The organism is Roseobacter phycocola (assembly GCF_042055075.2).
In the GTDB taxonomy this organism is placed as follows: domain Bacteria; phylum Pseudomonadota; class Alphaproteobacteria; order Rhodobacterales; family Rhodobacteraceae; genus Roseobacter.
Genome location: NZ_CP194010.1, coordinates 363,247 through 377,112 on the forward strand (window position 1 = coordinate 363,247; position 13,866 = coordinate 377,112).

Sequence of the window (13,866 nt, forward strand, 5' to 3'; positions counted from 1 at the left end):
CGGTTTCTTCTGGCCCGAAATATCCCCGCCGGAGGCACAGAATCTCATGCACAGGTGTTTCAGACATGCGCCACCTCCATGCCGTGGGCACCGCCCATCATCAGGCCGATCTGTTCAACACTCAGCCCCTGCGCGGGCAGCGGGTCAGACAGACGCCCCTCGTTAAGTGCTGCAAACCGGTCGGAAATCTCCATCAGCTCATCCAGGTCCTGGCTGATCACGATCACAGCCGCCCCGCCGGTTGCCAGATCAAGCAGCGCCTGACGGATCGCAGCCGCAGCCGAGGCATCGACCCCCCAGGTCGGCTGGTTCACCACAAGCACCTCGGGCCGCTGCAGCACTTCGCGCCCGATCACAAATTTCTGCAGATTGCCCCCCGACAAGGCACGCGCGGCGTTGCCGGGACCGGGCGTGCGCACATCAAATGTTTCGATGATGCGCTCGGCGAAATCCTTTGCAGCCGTCCAGTTCAGAAAGCCATTGCGCATCAGCCCCTCGCGGGTGGCACCGGTCAGCATCGCATTCTCTGTGAGGCTCATATTGGGGGCTGCCGCATGCCCCAGCCGTTCTTCGGGTGCCGCCAGCACGCCCAGCCTGCGGCGCGCTTCCGGCCCGGCGGGGCCGATGTCCTCGCCTTTGAAACGGATCATGCCGGCGGGCGACCGCATCTCGCCGGACAGCGCGGCCAGCAATTCGTCCTGACCATTGCCCGCCACACCACCGATGCCCAGCACCTCTCCGCGGCGCAGGGTCAGGTTGATGTCCCGCAGCGGCATGCCGAAGGCCGATGGCGAGGGGTGCGACAGATTTTCGATCTTCAGCACCGGCTCCCCGGGTTCTGCGCCCGCGCGTGACGGAGTGGCCAGCACTTTGCCCACCATCATCTCGGCCATGTCGCGCGCCGTCGTTTCGCGCGGCACACAGGTGCCGACCACCTTGCCAAGCCGCAGGATGGTGGCGGCGTCGCACAGGGCGCGGATTTCCTCAAGCTTATGAGAAATATAGAGAATTGCGGTTCCTTCAGCACTCAGTTTGCGCAGGGTCTCAAACAGGATCTCCACCTCCTGCGGCGTCAGTACCGAGGTCGGCTCATCCATGATCAGCAGTTTGGGTTCCTGCAGAAGGCACCGGATAATCTCCACGCGCTGACGTTCACCCGCGGAGAGATCGCCCACGGTCCGGTCCGGCGCAAGCGGCAGACCATAGGTATCTGACACCTGCCGGATCTGCTCGGACAGCGCGCCCATCGCCGGCGCATTCTCCATGCCCAGAGCGATGTTTTCTGCCACCGACAGCGCATCAAAGAGCGAGAAGTGCTGGAACACCATGCCCACGCCCGCCGCCCGCGCCGCGCGCGGTTCCGGTGGCGTGAAATCGGCCCCGTTCATCTGCATAGCTCCCTGATCCGGCTTCACCAGCCCATAGATCATTTTCACCAGCGTGGATTTCCCCGCACCGTTTTCCCCCAGCAGGGCGTGCACTTCGCCGGGGGCGATCGAGAGGGAGACGTCGTCATTGGCGACGACCCCGGGATATGCCTTGGTCAAGCCTTTCAGAGACAGCAGTGGGGTCATGCGGCGGCCTTTATCTGGTTCATCAGCGCGTCAATTGTGCCCGCCGCGATGTCGTCGGGGCGCTTGCCGCGGGATTTATCGCCTATGGGGCAGGTGATGGGCGCGGGGTCAAGCCCTGCGGCCGTCAGCCTTTTCTGAAAACGCGCCCATTTGGTCGCAGAGCCGATCAGTCCGCAGGAGGCAAAGCCGCGTTTCAGCAGGGCGGCGCAGAGCGCGAGATCAATGTCATGCGCGTAGGTGAAAATCAGGTGGTGCGCATGAGCGGGAGCGCGTGCCGCGAGGCGCGGCATGTCGCGGGCCGGGGTCACGGTGACGCCCTGCCTGACATGGTCGGGGTAACGGTCCGGGTGGTCATCGACCCAGGTGATTTTGAAGACCTGCGGGTGGCAGGCGTTGACCATCGCGCGGCCCACGTGCCCCGCGCCCCAGATCCAGAGGTCTTTCGGCTGTGCCGGGTTCCGAAGCGGCGCGTGGGTGTGGCGCGCCGGGGCGTCAACAGGCCGGGGCGTGCGGGAATAGTGCAGGGTCACCGCACCGCCGCAACACTGACCCAGCGACGGGCCCAGAGGCATGGTCTGCGTTTCCTCTGCAGCATTGGATGTCAGGATGTCGCGCGCCCGGGTGATGGCCAGGTGCTCCAGCGCGCCGCCGCCGATGGTGCCTTCTGTCCCGCGGGCGGTGACCTTCATGGCGGTGCCTGCATCGCGCGGGACGGACCCGCGGGCCGAAATGACCTCAACGTAGATCGCGCTCATGTCCTGGCCCTGCCCACCGCATCCAGAACAGCCTCTGCTGTGGCAGGGGCCTGAAGGTCCGCATAGGAGGGGCCGCAGGCACGCACCGCATCCGCCAGCGCTGACCAGGCCGAAATACCCAGCATCAGCGGCGGCTCCCCTACCGCTTTGGAGCGATAGATCGTCTCCTCGCGGTTGGGCGCATCCCACAGGCGCACGTTGAACACATCCGGCCGGTCCCCGCAGGCCGGGATTTTATAGGTCGAGGGCGCATGGGTGCGCAGGTGGCCCGCGTCGTCCCAGACCAGCTCCTCGGTGGTCAGCCATCCCGCGCCCTGGACATAACCGCCTTCGATCTGGCCGATGTCGAGATCAGGGTTCAGCGACGCGCCGCAGTCATGCAGAATGTCGGCCCGCAGAATCCGGTTTTCCCCGGTCAGCGTGTCGATCACCACTTCGGTCACCGCAGCGCCATAGGCAAAATAGAAAAACGGGCGGCCCTCACCGCGGATGCGGTCCCAGGCGAGGCCGGGTGTTTTGTAAAACCCGGTCGAGGACAGGCTGACGCGGGATTCGTACGCCATGGCGGCCACTGCGGCGAAACTCATGCGCGTGTTGCCTGCGTGCACGGTGTCTTCCTCAAAGCGGACCGTATCCGCCGCAACCCCGTGTTTTGCGGCGACGACCCCGGCCATACGGTCCCGGATCGTCAGGCAGGCCGCGCGCACGGCCATACCATTCAGGTCACTGCCCGAAGACGCGGCGGTGGCGGATGTGTTGGGCACCTTTGCGGTGTCAGTCGCGGTGATTTTCACGGCCTGCATGCTGATGCCAAAGGTGCTGGCGGCGACCTGGGCCACTTTCTGGAACAGGCCCTGGCCCATTTCGGTGCCGCCGTGGTTCAGGTGCACGGAGCCATCCTGGTAGACATGCACCAGCGCGCCTGCCTGATTGAGATGCGTCAGCGTAAAGGAGATGCCGAATTTCACCGGTGTCAGCGCGATACCCTTTTTCAGAACGGCGTTTTCCGCGTTCCAGGCGTCAATGGTGGCGCGGCGGCGCGCGTAACCGCTGCTCTGCAGCAGGGCGCGGGTCATGTCGGGCAGGATGAAGTCGGTGACCTCCTGGCCGTAGGGCGTTGTGTTTCTGTCCGCGCCTTCGGTGCCGTAGAAATTGGCCTGGCGGACGGCCAGCGGGTCAAGCCCGAGGTGAGCCGCGATGTGATCCATCACCCGTTCGATGCCGACCATGCCCTGCGGGCCGCCGAAGCCGCGGAAGGCTGTGGCGCTCTGTGTATTGGTTTTCAGCCGGTGGCTGGTGATCCGCACGGCGGGCAGAAAGTAGGCGTTGTCGGCATGCAGCATGGCGCGGTCGGCCACCGGCAGCGACAGGTCCTGGGCCCAGCCGCAGCGGGCATAATGGGTGAAATCGATGCCCGCGATGCGCCCCTGTGCATCGAAGCCCACGTCATAGGTCACACGGAAATCATGCCGTTTGCCGGTGATGATCATGTCATCATCCCGGTCATAGCGCATTTTGCATGTCCGGCCGGTCGCCCGCGCGGCCACAGCACAGGCCACCGCGAGCGCGTTGCCCTGGCTTTCCTTGCCGCCAAAACCGCCCCCCATGCGGCGGGTTTCCACGCGCACGCTGTGCATCGGCGTGCCCAGGGCTTCGGCAACCTTGTGCTGGATTTCCGTGGGATGCTGGGTCGAGCTGATCACCAGCATGTCGCCGTTGTCCTGCGGCTGGGCACAGGCGGCCTGGCCTTCGAGATAGAAATGTTCCTGTCCGCCGATGTCGAGCGATCCGGTGATCCGGTGGTCTGCGGTGCTCAGCGCGGTGGCGAGGTCACCGCGGGCGTAGACGCGCGGGCCTTCCTCAAAGCGGCTGTCCCGGGCAAGCGCGTCCTCAATGGTCAGGATGTTGTCGCCCGGGGTGATGTCAATTTTGCCCAGCCGGGCCGCATGGCGGGCGGCCAGATGCGAGGTGGCGATCACCAGAAACACCGGCTGGCCCGCGTAATGTACCACAACTTTGGCCAACAGTGGTTCGTCATGCGCAGAGGGCGAGACATCATTGTCAAAGGGCAGATCGTCTGCGGTCATCACCGCGACGACGCCTTCTGCGGCGCGTACGTCTGTCAGGTCCACAGCGGTGATATCGCCACAAGCTACGGTACTGGTACCAAATGCGAGGTGCAGGGTGTCTGCGGGCAGAGGGATATCATCCACGTAACGCGCCTTGCCTGTCACATGCAGGCGGGCGGAATCGTGGGGCAGGGGTTTTGCAACGCTCATGATGCGGCCTCCCCGACGGTCAGGGGGGCGTGGCCCGTGTCCTCCAGCCAGTAGCGCCGCAGCATGTTCTGTGCGGTCTGCAGCCGGTAGGCCGCGCTGGCGCGCATGTCTGAGAGGGGGGTGAAATCCTCTGCCAGGGCCTCCATGGCTGCCGCCACGCTGTCTTCGGTCCAGGGGGCGCCGGTCAGTATGGTCTCGGCGTGTGTGGCGCGGGCGGGTGTGCCGGCCATACCGCCGAAAGCGATGCGCGCCTCGGTGACGGTGCCATTGTCCGCGGTGATGGAAAGGCATCCGCAGACCGCTGAGATGTCCTGGTCAAAGCGTTTGGAGAGTTTGTAGCATTTCAGCCGGTCGGGCTGGCGCGGGATGGTGATGCGTTCGACAAATTCACCCGGTTTACGGTCCTGCCGGCCGTATTCCAGAAAGAAATCCTCAAGCGGCATCTCACGCCGCGCATCGCCGCAGCGCAGGTGCACAGCAGCACCCAGCGCGATGAGGGCGGGTGGGCCATCGCCGATGGGCGAGCCGTTTGCGATATTGCCGCCGATGGTCGCGGCATTGCGCACCTGCACCGAACCGTAACGGCGGATCATGGCGGCAAAGGAGGGATGGAAGGGGTCGATTGCCGTTTCAAGCGCGCTGAGGCTGGTCATGGCACCGATATCAATTGTGGTATCGGTGATATCGACCCCGCGCAGGTCGTCGCATTGGTTCAGGAACGCCACCGGGCCGAGGTCGCGGAACTGTTTGGTCACCCAGAGGCCGACATCGGTTGCCCCGGCAACAAGTGTGGCCTGCGGGTTTTGCGCGTACCACGCGGCCAGTGCGTCCTGGGTGCGCGGCTGTACCCACGCAGGGGGCTGCCCGCCCCCGCCGCCTGCGGCGCCCCCCCCGGGGATATTTTCAGCCAGAAGAGGCGGCGTGTCGTGCATATGCGGGGGCACGGGGTCTTTTGCGGCGGATTCTGCGGCGCGGATGATGGGGGCATAGCCCGTGCAGCGGCAGAGGTTGCCGGCCAGTTGGGTGTCATGATCCGCCGCCCCGTTCAGATGAGAGACGGCCATCGAGACCACGAAACCCGGCGTGCAGAACCCGCACTGAGAGCCGTGATGGTCAATCATTGCGCTTTGCACCGGGTGCAGGGAGCCGTCCGGTGCTGCGATCCCTTCGACGGTGCGGATGGCCTTGCCGTTCAGCTGAGGCATAAACAGAATGCAGGCGTTGAGGGATTTTGCACCATCCGCGTCAGTGACCATAACCGTGCAGGCGCCACAGTCGCCTTCGTTGCATCCCTCTTTGGTGCCTGTCAGCCCGCGTTCTCCGCGCAGCCAGTCCAGAAGTGTCATGGTTGGCGCGACATCGGTCAGCGCCACTGTTTCTCCGTTCAGGCGAAACGTGATGTCCATTCAGTCAGATCCGCCGCGGTACCACGAGCCCCCGGATGGCCCGACGTTCGATGCGGCGTAGAACGACGGGCGGGCAGTAACGGCTGTCACGGTATCTGGCACCGGTGTCGCCTGGCAAGGAAAAAGCATGAGGAGGGGGGCGTGGCGGGCTGGCAGCGTTAAAAATTCAGCGTGTGCGTCTTCTGGTACTGGCAGGCGGCGGGGCTCTGGCATAGCTTCGGGGCATGAACACAGAGACCCGATTCATCCACCTGCGCACGCATTCTGAGTATTCTTTGCTGGAGGGCGCGCTGCGGTTGAAAAAACTGCCCGGGCTCTGCCGCGATCATGCCATGCCTGCGATGGCGCTGACCGACACCAACAATATGTTTTCGGCGCTGGAGTTTTCCGTGGCCATGTCCGGTGCGGGGGTGCAGCCGATCATCGGGTGTCAGGTGGATCTGGCCTATGCTGCAACACGGCCCGGCGACCGGCCGGCTGACCCTGCACCTGTTGTGCTGCTGGCGCAGTCAGAGGCCGGGTATGAGAACCTGATGCGCCTGAACACCTGTCTTTACGTGGATAAGGGCGGGCAGCTGCCGCAGGTCACGGCAGACGAGCTGGAGGCAGCGGCGCAGGATGTGATCTGTCTGACGGGCGGGCCGGACGGGCCGGTGGGGCGTTTGTTGCGTGCGGGGCAGGCCCCGGCGGCGCAGGCGCTGATGGACCGGCTGAAGGGCATTTTCGGTGACCGTCTCTATGTCGAACTGCAGCGGCATCCGGGTGAGGACGGCCAGCCCGAGGCAGAGCGGCTCACCGAGCGCGGATTTGTCGAGATGGCCTATGCGATGGACCTGCCGCTGGTGGCGACCAATGATGTCTATTTTCCCGACGCTGAGATGTATCAGGCGCACGACGCGCTGATCTGCATCGCCGAGGGCGCTTATGTTGACCAGCAGGATCCGCGCCGCCGCCTGACGGCGCAGCATTACTTCAAGAGCCAGGCGGAGATGGTGACGCTTTTCGCGGACCTGCCGGAAGCGATTGAGAATACGGTGGAAATTGCGCGTCGCTGCGCGTTTCAGGCGTATCGCCGGGACCCGATCCTGCCGAAATTTGCCGATGATGAGATCGAGGAGCTGCGGCGTCAGTCCTATGAGGGCCTGAAAAACCGGCTGGCGGTGATCCCGCATGCGGTAAGCGTTGAGGAATACGAAAAGCGGCTGGATTTCGAGCTGGGCATCATCGAAGGGATGGGGTTTCCGGGCTACTTTCTGATCGTTGCCGATTTCATCAAATGGGCCAAGGACGAGGATATTCCGGTCGGGCCGGGCCGGGGGTCCGGGGCGGGCAGCCTGGTGGCCTATGCGCTGACGATCACGGACCTTGATCCGCTGCGGTATAACCTCCTTTTCGAGCGGTTCCTGAACCCCGAACGGGTGTCGATGCCTGACTTTGACATCGATTTCTGTATGGACCGGCGCGAGGAGGTGATCCGGTACGTCCAGGACAAGTACGGCCGTGACAAGGTGGGACAGATCATCACCTTTGGTGCGCTTTTGTCAAAGGCTGCGGTGCGCGATATCGGCCGGGTGCTGCAGATGCCGTACGGCCAGGTGGACCGGCTGTCCAAAATGATCCCTGTCGAGGGGGTCAAGCCGGTGAGCATCGAAAAAGCGCTGGCGGACGAGCCACGCCTGCGGGAAGAGGCCCGCAACGAAGAGGTCGTCGCGCGGCTGCTGGAGTACGGCCAGCAGGTCGAGGGGCTGCTGCGGAATGCCTCGACCCACGCCGCGGGCGTGGTGATCGGCGACCGTCCGCTTGACCGGCTGGTGCCGCTCTACCAGGACCCGCGCTCGGACATGCCCGCAACCCAGTTCAACATGAAATGGGTGGAGCAGGCAGGGCTCGTCAAATTCGACTTTCTGGGTCTGAAAACCCTGACGGTGATCCAGAACGCGGTAGACCAGATCAAGGCGTCGGGCCGGCATCTGCATATCGCTGCGGATGGCACAGAGCTTTTTGAACCACCCGAGGGGCTGATCGACGATATCGCCACGATCCCGCTGGATGACGAGGCGTCCTACAAACTCTATTCCAGCGCCAGGACGGTAGCGGTTTTCCAGGTGGAAAGCTCGGGCATGATGGATGCCCTGAAGCGCATGAAACCCACCTGTATCGAGGACATCGTGGCGCTTGTGGCGCTGTACCGGCCCGGGCCCATGGAGAACATCCCGACCTATTGCGAGGTCAAGAACGGGCAGCGCGAACTGGAATCCATTCACCCGCTGATCGACGATATTCTGAAGGAAACACAGGGTATTATCGTCTACCAGGAGCAGGTGATGCAGATCGCCCAGGTGATGGCGGGCTACAGCCTTGGCGGCGCTGACCTGCTGCGCCGCGCAATGGGTAAAAAGATCGCCGAGGAAATGGCCAAGGAGCGCCCCAAATTCGAAAAGGGCGCGATGGAAAACGGGGTCGACAAGAAAAAGGCGACCGAAGTTTTCGACCTGCTGGAAAAATTCGCCAACTACGGCTTTAATAAATCGCACGCGGCAGCCTATGCGGTGGTCAGCTATCAGACCGCCTGGCTCAAAGCGAACCACCCGGTGGAATTCATGGCCGGTGTGATGAACTGCGATATCCATCTGACCGACAAACTGGCCGTCTACTTTGAGGAGGTGCGCAAACAGCTTGATCTGCCGTGGGTGCCGCCTTGCGTGAACCGGTCGGATGCAACGTTCAAAGTGGTCGACGGCGCGCTGGTTTATGCGCTGGGCGCGCTGAAAAACGTCGGTGTCGAGGCGATGAAACTGGTCACCGAGGGGCGCGGGGACAAACCCTTTGCCACGCTCTTTGATCTGGCGCGCCGGGTGGATCTGAAGCGGGTTGGTAAGCGACCGCTGGAAATGCTGGCGCGTTCGGGCGCATTTGACCAGCTGGACAGCAACCGGCGGCGGGTCTTTGACGCGCTGGATGCGCTGGTGGGATATTCGGCGGCGATTCACGAACAGCGCGCCTCTGACCAGGTGTCGCTTTTTGGGGAAGCGGGGGACGACCTGCCTGAACCGCGCCTGCATCCGGTGGATGACTGGCTGCCTGCCGAGCGGCTGAGCGAGGAATTCAGGGCCGTTGGTTTTTACCTCTCGGGCCATCCGCTGGACGATTATGCCGGGCCACTGAAGCGCAAGGGTGTGCTGACCCTTGATGAGGTAACGGCCAAGGCAGAAGGCGCGCCACTGGTCGCAAAACTGGCGGGCGTTGTTGCGGGCCGGCAGGAGCGCAAATCCGCACGGGGCAACCGGTTTGCCTTTTGTCAGATGTCCGACACCACAGGCGCGTTCGAGGTCACGCTCTTCTCTGAAACCCTTGAAAAGTCACGCGAACACCTGGAGACGGGTGCCAAGGTTGTGGTTACCGTCGAGGCTACGATGGAGGCGGATCAGCTTAAACTTCTGGGCCGTTCCGTGGCCCCCATCGACGCGGTCACCGCAGACGCGGGCGGTATGGGACTGCGCGTTTTTGTCGAGGAACCCGGTGCGGTCAGCGCCGTTGCCAGCGTGCTGGAAGGGGCCGCCAAAGCGGCACGCGGCGCGGGGCGCGGCCCGGTACAGCTGTGCCTGATGCATCCGGACCTGCCGGGCGAGGTCGAGGTGGACCTCGGTCAGGATTTTGCCGTGAACCCACAGATCAAGGGCGCGATCAAATCGCTGAACGGCGTGCTGGAGGTCGAAGACATCTGACCGCGGCAGCGGGCGGCAGGCGGAGGTCAGTAATGCGGCGGGCGTTCGTCGCCCAGCACCACACCGCCGGAGCCCTGCGCATCGCGTTCACCCTCACGCTGCATCAGCATGTGAACACGGCGGGTGAGCGTGGCGATCTCGCTTTCCTGACGGGCGATGACGTCGGACAGGTCATCCACCGTGCGTGTCAGATGCGCGATCTGCTCTTCGAGTTTCTTGGTCATAAGGGGCTCTCCTGGGTGTGCTCTAGCACGGCGTGACGGGTCCCGGAAGGGCCCGCACCCGGTGCCTTGTCTCGCGCAGTCCCATCCGGTAGACCGCGCGCGACACCTGGCACAAAGGGAAGACCATGGCCAAGCCCAAGAAAACCCCGCGCCCGAAGGCTGAGACGCCCAAAGGCTTTCGTGACTATTTCGGCGCTGAGGTTACCCAGCGCACCGAAATGCTGCGTAAGATTGCGGGTGTGTACCATCGGTACGGGTTTGATGCGCTGGAAAGCTCGGGCGTGGAAACAGTTGAGGCGTTGGGCAAATTCCTGCCCGATGTGGACCGCCCGAACGAGGGCGTCTTTGCCTGGCAGGAAGATGCAGAGGGCGACAAGCCGGGTGACTGGCTGGCGCTGCGGTACGATCTGACGGCGCCGCTGGCGCGGGTCTATGCGCAGCACCGCAACGACCTGCCCACGCCCTACCGCCGCTATGCGATGGGACCCGTCTGGCGCAACGAAAAGCCGGGGCCGGGGCGTTTTCGTCAGTTTTATCAGTGTGATGCGGACACAGTTGGTGCGCCATCCGTGGCTGCGGATGCGGAAATCTGCGCGATGCTGGCCGATTGTCTCGAAGAGGTGGGCATCCCGCGTGGTGACTACGTTGTGCGCGTGAACAACCGCAAAGTGCTGAACGGCGTGCTGGAAGTGGCAGGCCTGGCGGGGGATGACAAAGAGCGCGAACGCGGCATCGTACTGCGCGCGATCGACAAACTGGACCGTCTGGGCCCGGACGGCGTGCGCGCCCTGCTGGGGGAGGGCCGCAAAGACGAAAGCGGCGACTTTACGGACGGGGCGGGGCTTGGTGATGCACAGGCAGACGTGGTCATGGGCTTCATGGACGCGAAACGCAAAACCGGTGCCGAAACGGTTGCCCGGTTGCGTGAGCTCGTCGAAGGCTCTGCCATCGGCGCAGAAGGCGTGAGCGAACTGGAAACCATCGCCGGGCTGCTGGCGGCAGGTGGCTATGGTCCGGACCGGATCGAGATCGACCCGTCAGTCGTCCGGGGTCTCGGGTACTACACCGGGCCCGTCTATGAGGCGGAGCTGACGTTCGATATTCAGGATGAAAAGGGACGCACGCGTAACTTCGGGTCTGTTGCCGGTGGCGGGCGGTATGACGACCTGGTCAAGCGGTTCACCGGCCAGGCCGTGCCGGCGACGGGCGTGTCGATCGGTGTGGACCGCCTGCTGGCGGCACTGCATGCCAAAGGCCGGATGCAGTCTGACACCGCAGGTCCCGTGGTTGTAACCGTGATGGACCGCGACCGCATGGCGGATTACCAGGCGATGGTGGCGGAACTGCGCCAGGCGGGTATCCGGGCGGAGGTCTATCTGGGCAACCCGAAAAACTTCGGCAACCAGCTGAAATACGCAGACCGCCGTGCCAGCCCGGCCGCCGTCATCGAAGGCGGTGACGAAAAAGAGCGCGGTGTTATTCAGATCAAGGACCTGATTCTGGGGGCGAAGATTGCCGAAAGTGCGACACTGGAGGAATGGAAAGACCGTCCCAGCCAGTTTGAGGTGCCGCGTGACCAGCTTGTTGAAAAGGTGCGCGAAATCCTGAGCACACACGGTCTGGATGAGGGCACAAAATGACATCGCGGCGCGAGACCCTGGCGCTGGCCGCAGAGCTGCGGGCGGGGTTTGAAACGGCGGGCGCAGCAGCGGTTGAAACGCCGGTGCTGCAGCCTGCGGATATCCTGCTCGACCTTTATGGCGAGGAGATCCGCGCGCGCGCCTATGTGACCTCGGATGCGCTGCGCGGTGAGCAGATGCTGCGCCCTGATTTCACTGTTCCGGTGGTGCAGATGCATATGGCGGATGGGGCTGAGCCTGCGCGGTACACCTATTCCGGCGAGGTTTTCCGCCGTCAGGAGCATGATCCGGACCGCGCCAATGAATACATCCAGGTTGGCTATGAGGTCTTTGACCGGACGGACCCGGCAGCGGCTGATGCGGAGGTCTTTGCGCTGATCGCGACGGCAGTTGCGCATCTTGATCTGCGCGCGGCCACCGGGGATATTGGTTTGCTGACCGCAGCGGTTCAGGGTCTGAAAACGACCGGGGCCCGTAAATCCGCGCTCTTGCGGCATATCTGGCGACCGCGCCGGTTCCGCAGCCTGCTGGACCGGTTTTCGGGCAAAACACCGGTCAGTACCGAACGGGCAGCGCTGATCGCGGGGGATGCGGCCTTGTGCGATGCCCCGCTGACGGGACGGCGCACACGGGCGGAGATTGACGCGCGGATTGAAGCGCTGCGGGCGGATTCGGCGGCTGATCCGCTGAGCGCGGAAGAGGTGGGGCTGTTGGATGCGCTGCTGAACGTGCGGGAGACTCTGCCTTTTGCGCTGGAACATCTGCGGGACCTGGCAGTGGATCTGCCATCGGTTGCAGGTGCGGTTGCGGGGCTGGCGGCGCGGGCGGATGCGCTGCAAAAACGCGGCGTCGAAGTCGCAGAGCTGCCATTTGAGACAAGTTTTGGCCGGACATCGATGGAATACTACGATGGGTTTGTATTCGGGTTTTACAGCGCAAACCGCCCGGACCTGCCTGCGGTTGCTTCGGGCGGGCGCTATGACGCGCTGACGCGGAGGCTTGGGGCGGGTGCTGAAATTCCTGCGGTTGGGGGTGTTCTGCGGCCCGGTCTGATGCTGGACCTCGGGGGTAACACATGAGCATTCGTCTGGGCGTGCCGTCCAAGGGGCGGCTGATGGAGAAGACTTTTGACTGGTTCGCCGCGCGTGGTGTGACCCTGTCGCGCAGCGGGTCTGACCGCGAATACGCGGGGGCTGTCGAGGGCGTTGAGGGCGTGGCGCTGGTATTGCTGTCCGCCGGTGAAATCCCGCGCGAGCTGGCAGCGGGACGGATCCATTTCGGCGTCACAGGCACCGACCTGATCCAGGAGAAACTGCCGCTCTGGGAGCAGCAGGTGGAGCCGGTGCAGGAACTGGGTTTCGGCTTTGCGGATCTGGTTCTGGCGGTGCCGAGGGCCTGGGTCGATGTCGACACGCTGGATGATCTGGATGCGGTGGCGGCTGCGTTCCGGGCACGCCACGGCATGCGACTGCGTATCGCCACGAAGTATCACCGTCTGGTGCGCGAACACCTGCGCCAGGGTGGGGTCGCGGATTATGCGCTGGTGGACAGTCAGGGGGCGACCGAAGGAACGGTTGCCAATGAAACGGCTGAGGCGATTGCCGATATCACATCCAGTGGTGAGACCCTGCGGGCCAACCATCTGAAGATCCTGAGTGATGGTCCGGTGCTGCGGTCGCAGGCTACCCTGTGGCGCAGCCGTCAGGCGCCGCTGGACGATGGCGATCGGGATGTGACCACAGCGTTCATGCAGAAACTGGATGCCTGAGCAGGGCAGTGTCTGGCGTCGCCGGGATTACAGGACGCCGATTTCCGCCAGAGCGCGGTTGAGTTCCACGGGCAGGGGCTCTTCGTCCCCGCGGCCTTCGGGCAGATCAGGCGGCGCATCGGCTGCGGGCAGGTAGCGCCAGCCCTGAAAAGGACGCCGAATGCTGTTCTGTGTGCGGATCAGGTCAGGCTGCAGGACGATGGCACAGCGACGGATGCCATCGGAACCGACATATTCATCCAGCCGGTCGATCTGCTGGCGGCACTGAATGACCCCTTTGATCACCCAATAAATAGATCCGCCATTGAGCACTTCGGCCTCGCGCCGGGGCCACATGCGGGTCACGTGACGCGGCAGCCCGTCCGGTGCCTGCGCCCGTTTCGTCGCCTGCCAGGCTGCAAGACCCTCAACATTCTCCGTCCCGACGGACAATTTGATCAGATGAACGGTTTTACTTTGATTCTCTGGTGCCATAGCTTATGTTGTAGCTTCGAT

At 63.7% G+C, this 13,866-nt stretch carries 10 protein-coding genes; 4 read left to right on the forward strand and 6 right to left on the reverse strand.

Annotated elements, in window-relative coordinates:
* Positions 1 to 59: 59 nt before the first annotated feature.
* Genes AB4K19_RS01930 through xdhA form a run of 4 tightly spaced genes read right to left on the reverse strand, consistent with a single transcriptional unit; the run spans position 60 to position 6,014 of the window.
* The gene (locus tag AB4K19_RS01930) at positions 60 to 1,574 is read right to left on the reverse strand and encodes an ABC transporter ATP-binding protein (RefSeq protein ID WP_436398865.1); all 1,515 of its coding nucleotides are present in this window, start codon (positions 1,572 to 1,574) and stop codon (positions 60 to 62) included.
* Positions 1,571 to 2,329 (reverse strand): xanthine dehydrogenase accessory protein XdhC, encoded by a 759-nt coding sequence (gene xdhC, locus AB4K19_RS01935; RefSeq protein ID WP_375230288.1) that lies wholly within the window; start codon positions 2,327 to 2,329, stop codon positions 1,571 to 1,573. Before xdhC ends, AB4K19_RS01930 begins: the two co-directional genes overlap by 4 nt.
* Positions 2,326 to 4,608 carry a xanthine dehydrogenase molybdopterin binding subunit gene (xdhB, locus tag AB4K19_RS01940; RefSeq protein WP_436398867.1) on the reverse strand — a complete coding sequence of 761 codons (2,283 nt, stop codon included), beginning with the start codon at positions 4,606 to 4,608 and terminating at the stop codon, positions 2,326 to 2,328. Before xdhB ends, xdhC begins: the two co-directional genes overlap by 4 nt.
* Positions 4,605 to 6,014, reverse strand: coding sequence for a xanthine dehydrogenase small subunit (gene xdhA / locus AB4K19_RS01945; RefSeq protein WP_436398869.1), 1,410 nt, complete (start codon positions 6,012 to 6,014; stop codon positions 4,605 to 4,607). The genes xdhB and xdhA overlap by 4 nt, the downstream gene beginning before the upstream one ends.
* 224 nt (positions 6,015 to 6,238) lie before the next feature.
* On the opposite strand from xdhA, the gene dnaE reads away from it, so the two are divergent.
* Positions 6,239 to 9,739 carry a DNA polymerase III subunit alpha gene (dnaE, locus tag AB4K19_RS01950; RefSeq protein ID WP_436398871.1) on the forward strand — a complete coding sequence of 1,167 codons (3,501 nt, stop codon included), beginning with the start codon at positions 6,239 to 6,241 and terminating at the stop codon, positions 9,737 to 9,739.
* Positions 9,740 to 9,765: 26 nt separating this feature from the next.
* On the opposite strand, the gene AB4K19_RS01955 is transcribed toward dnaE, so the two are convergent.
* On the reverse strand, positions 9,766 to 9,963 hold the full coding sequence (locus tag AB4K19_RS01955) for a SlyX family protein (RefSeq protein ID WP_375230289.1): 198 nt from the start codon (positions 9,961 to 9,963) through the stop codon (positions 9,766 to 9,768).
* 125 nt (positions 9,964 to 10,088) lie between these two features.
* On the opposite strand from AB4K19_RS01955, the gene hisS reads away from it, so the two are divergent.
* Genes hisS through hisG form a run of 3 tightly spaced genes read left to right on the forward strand, consistent with a single transcriptional unit; the run spans position 10,089 to position 13,371 of the window.
* A complete protein-coding gene (gene hisS / locus AB4K19_RS01960; RefSeq protein ID WP_375230290.1) occupies positions 10,089 to 11,603 on the forward strand; it encodes a histidine--tRNA ligase in 1,515 nt (504 codons plus the stop codon).
* A complete protein-coding gene (locus AB4K19_RS01965; RefSeq protein ID WP_436398874.1) occupies positions 11,600 to 12,682 on the forward strand; it encodes an ATP phosphoribosyltransferase regulatory subunit in 1,083 nt (360 codons plus the stop codon). Before hisS ends, AB4K19_RS01965 begins: the two co-directional genes overlap by 4 nt.
* A complete protein-coding gene (gene hisG, locus AB4K19_RS01970; protein WP_375230291.1) occupies positions 12,679 to 13,371 on the forward strand; it encodes an ATP phosphoribosyltransferase in 693 nt (230 codons plus the stop codon). The genes AB4K19_RS01965 and hisG overlap by 4 nt, the downstream gene beginning before the upstream one ends.
* Positions 13,372 to 13,398: 27 nt before the next feature.
* Here the strand turns inward: hisG and AB4K19_RS01975 are convergent, their stop codons facing one another.
* Positions 13,399 to 13,845 carry a DUF1489 family protein gene (locus AB4K19_RS01975; protein ID WP_375230292.1) on the reverse strand — a complete coding sequence of 149 codons (447 nt, stop codon included), beginning with the start codon at positions 13,843 to 13,845 and terminating at the stop codon, positions 13,399 to 13,401.
* Between the last annotated feature and the right edge of the window lie 21 nt (positions 13,846 to 13,866).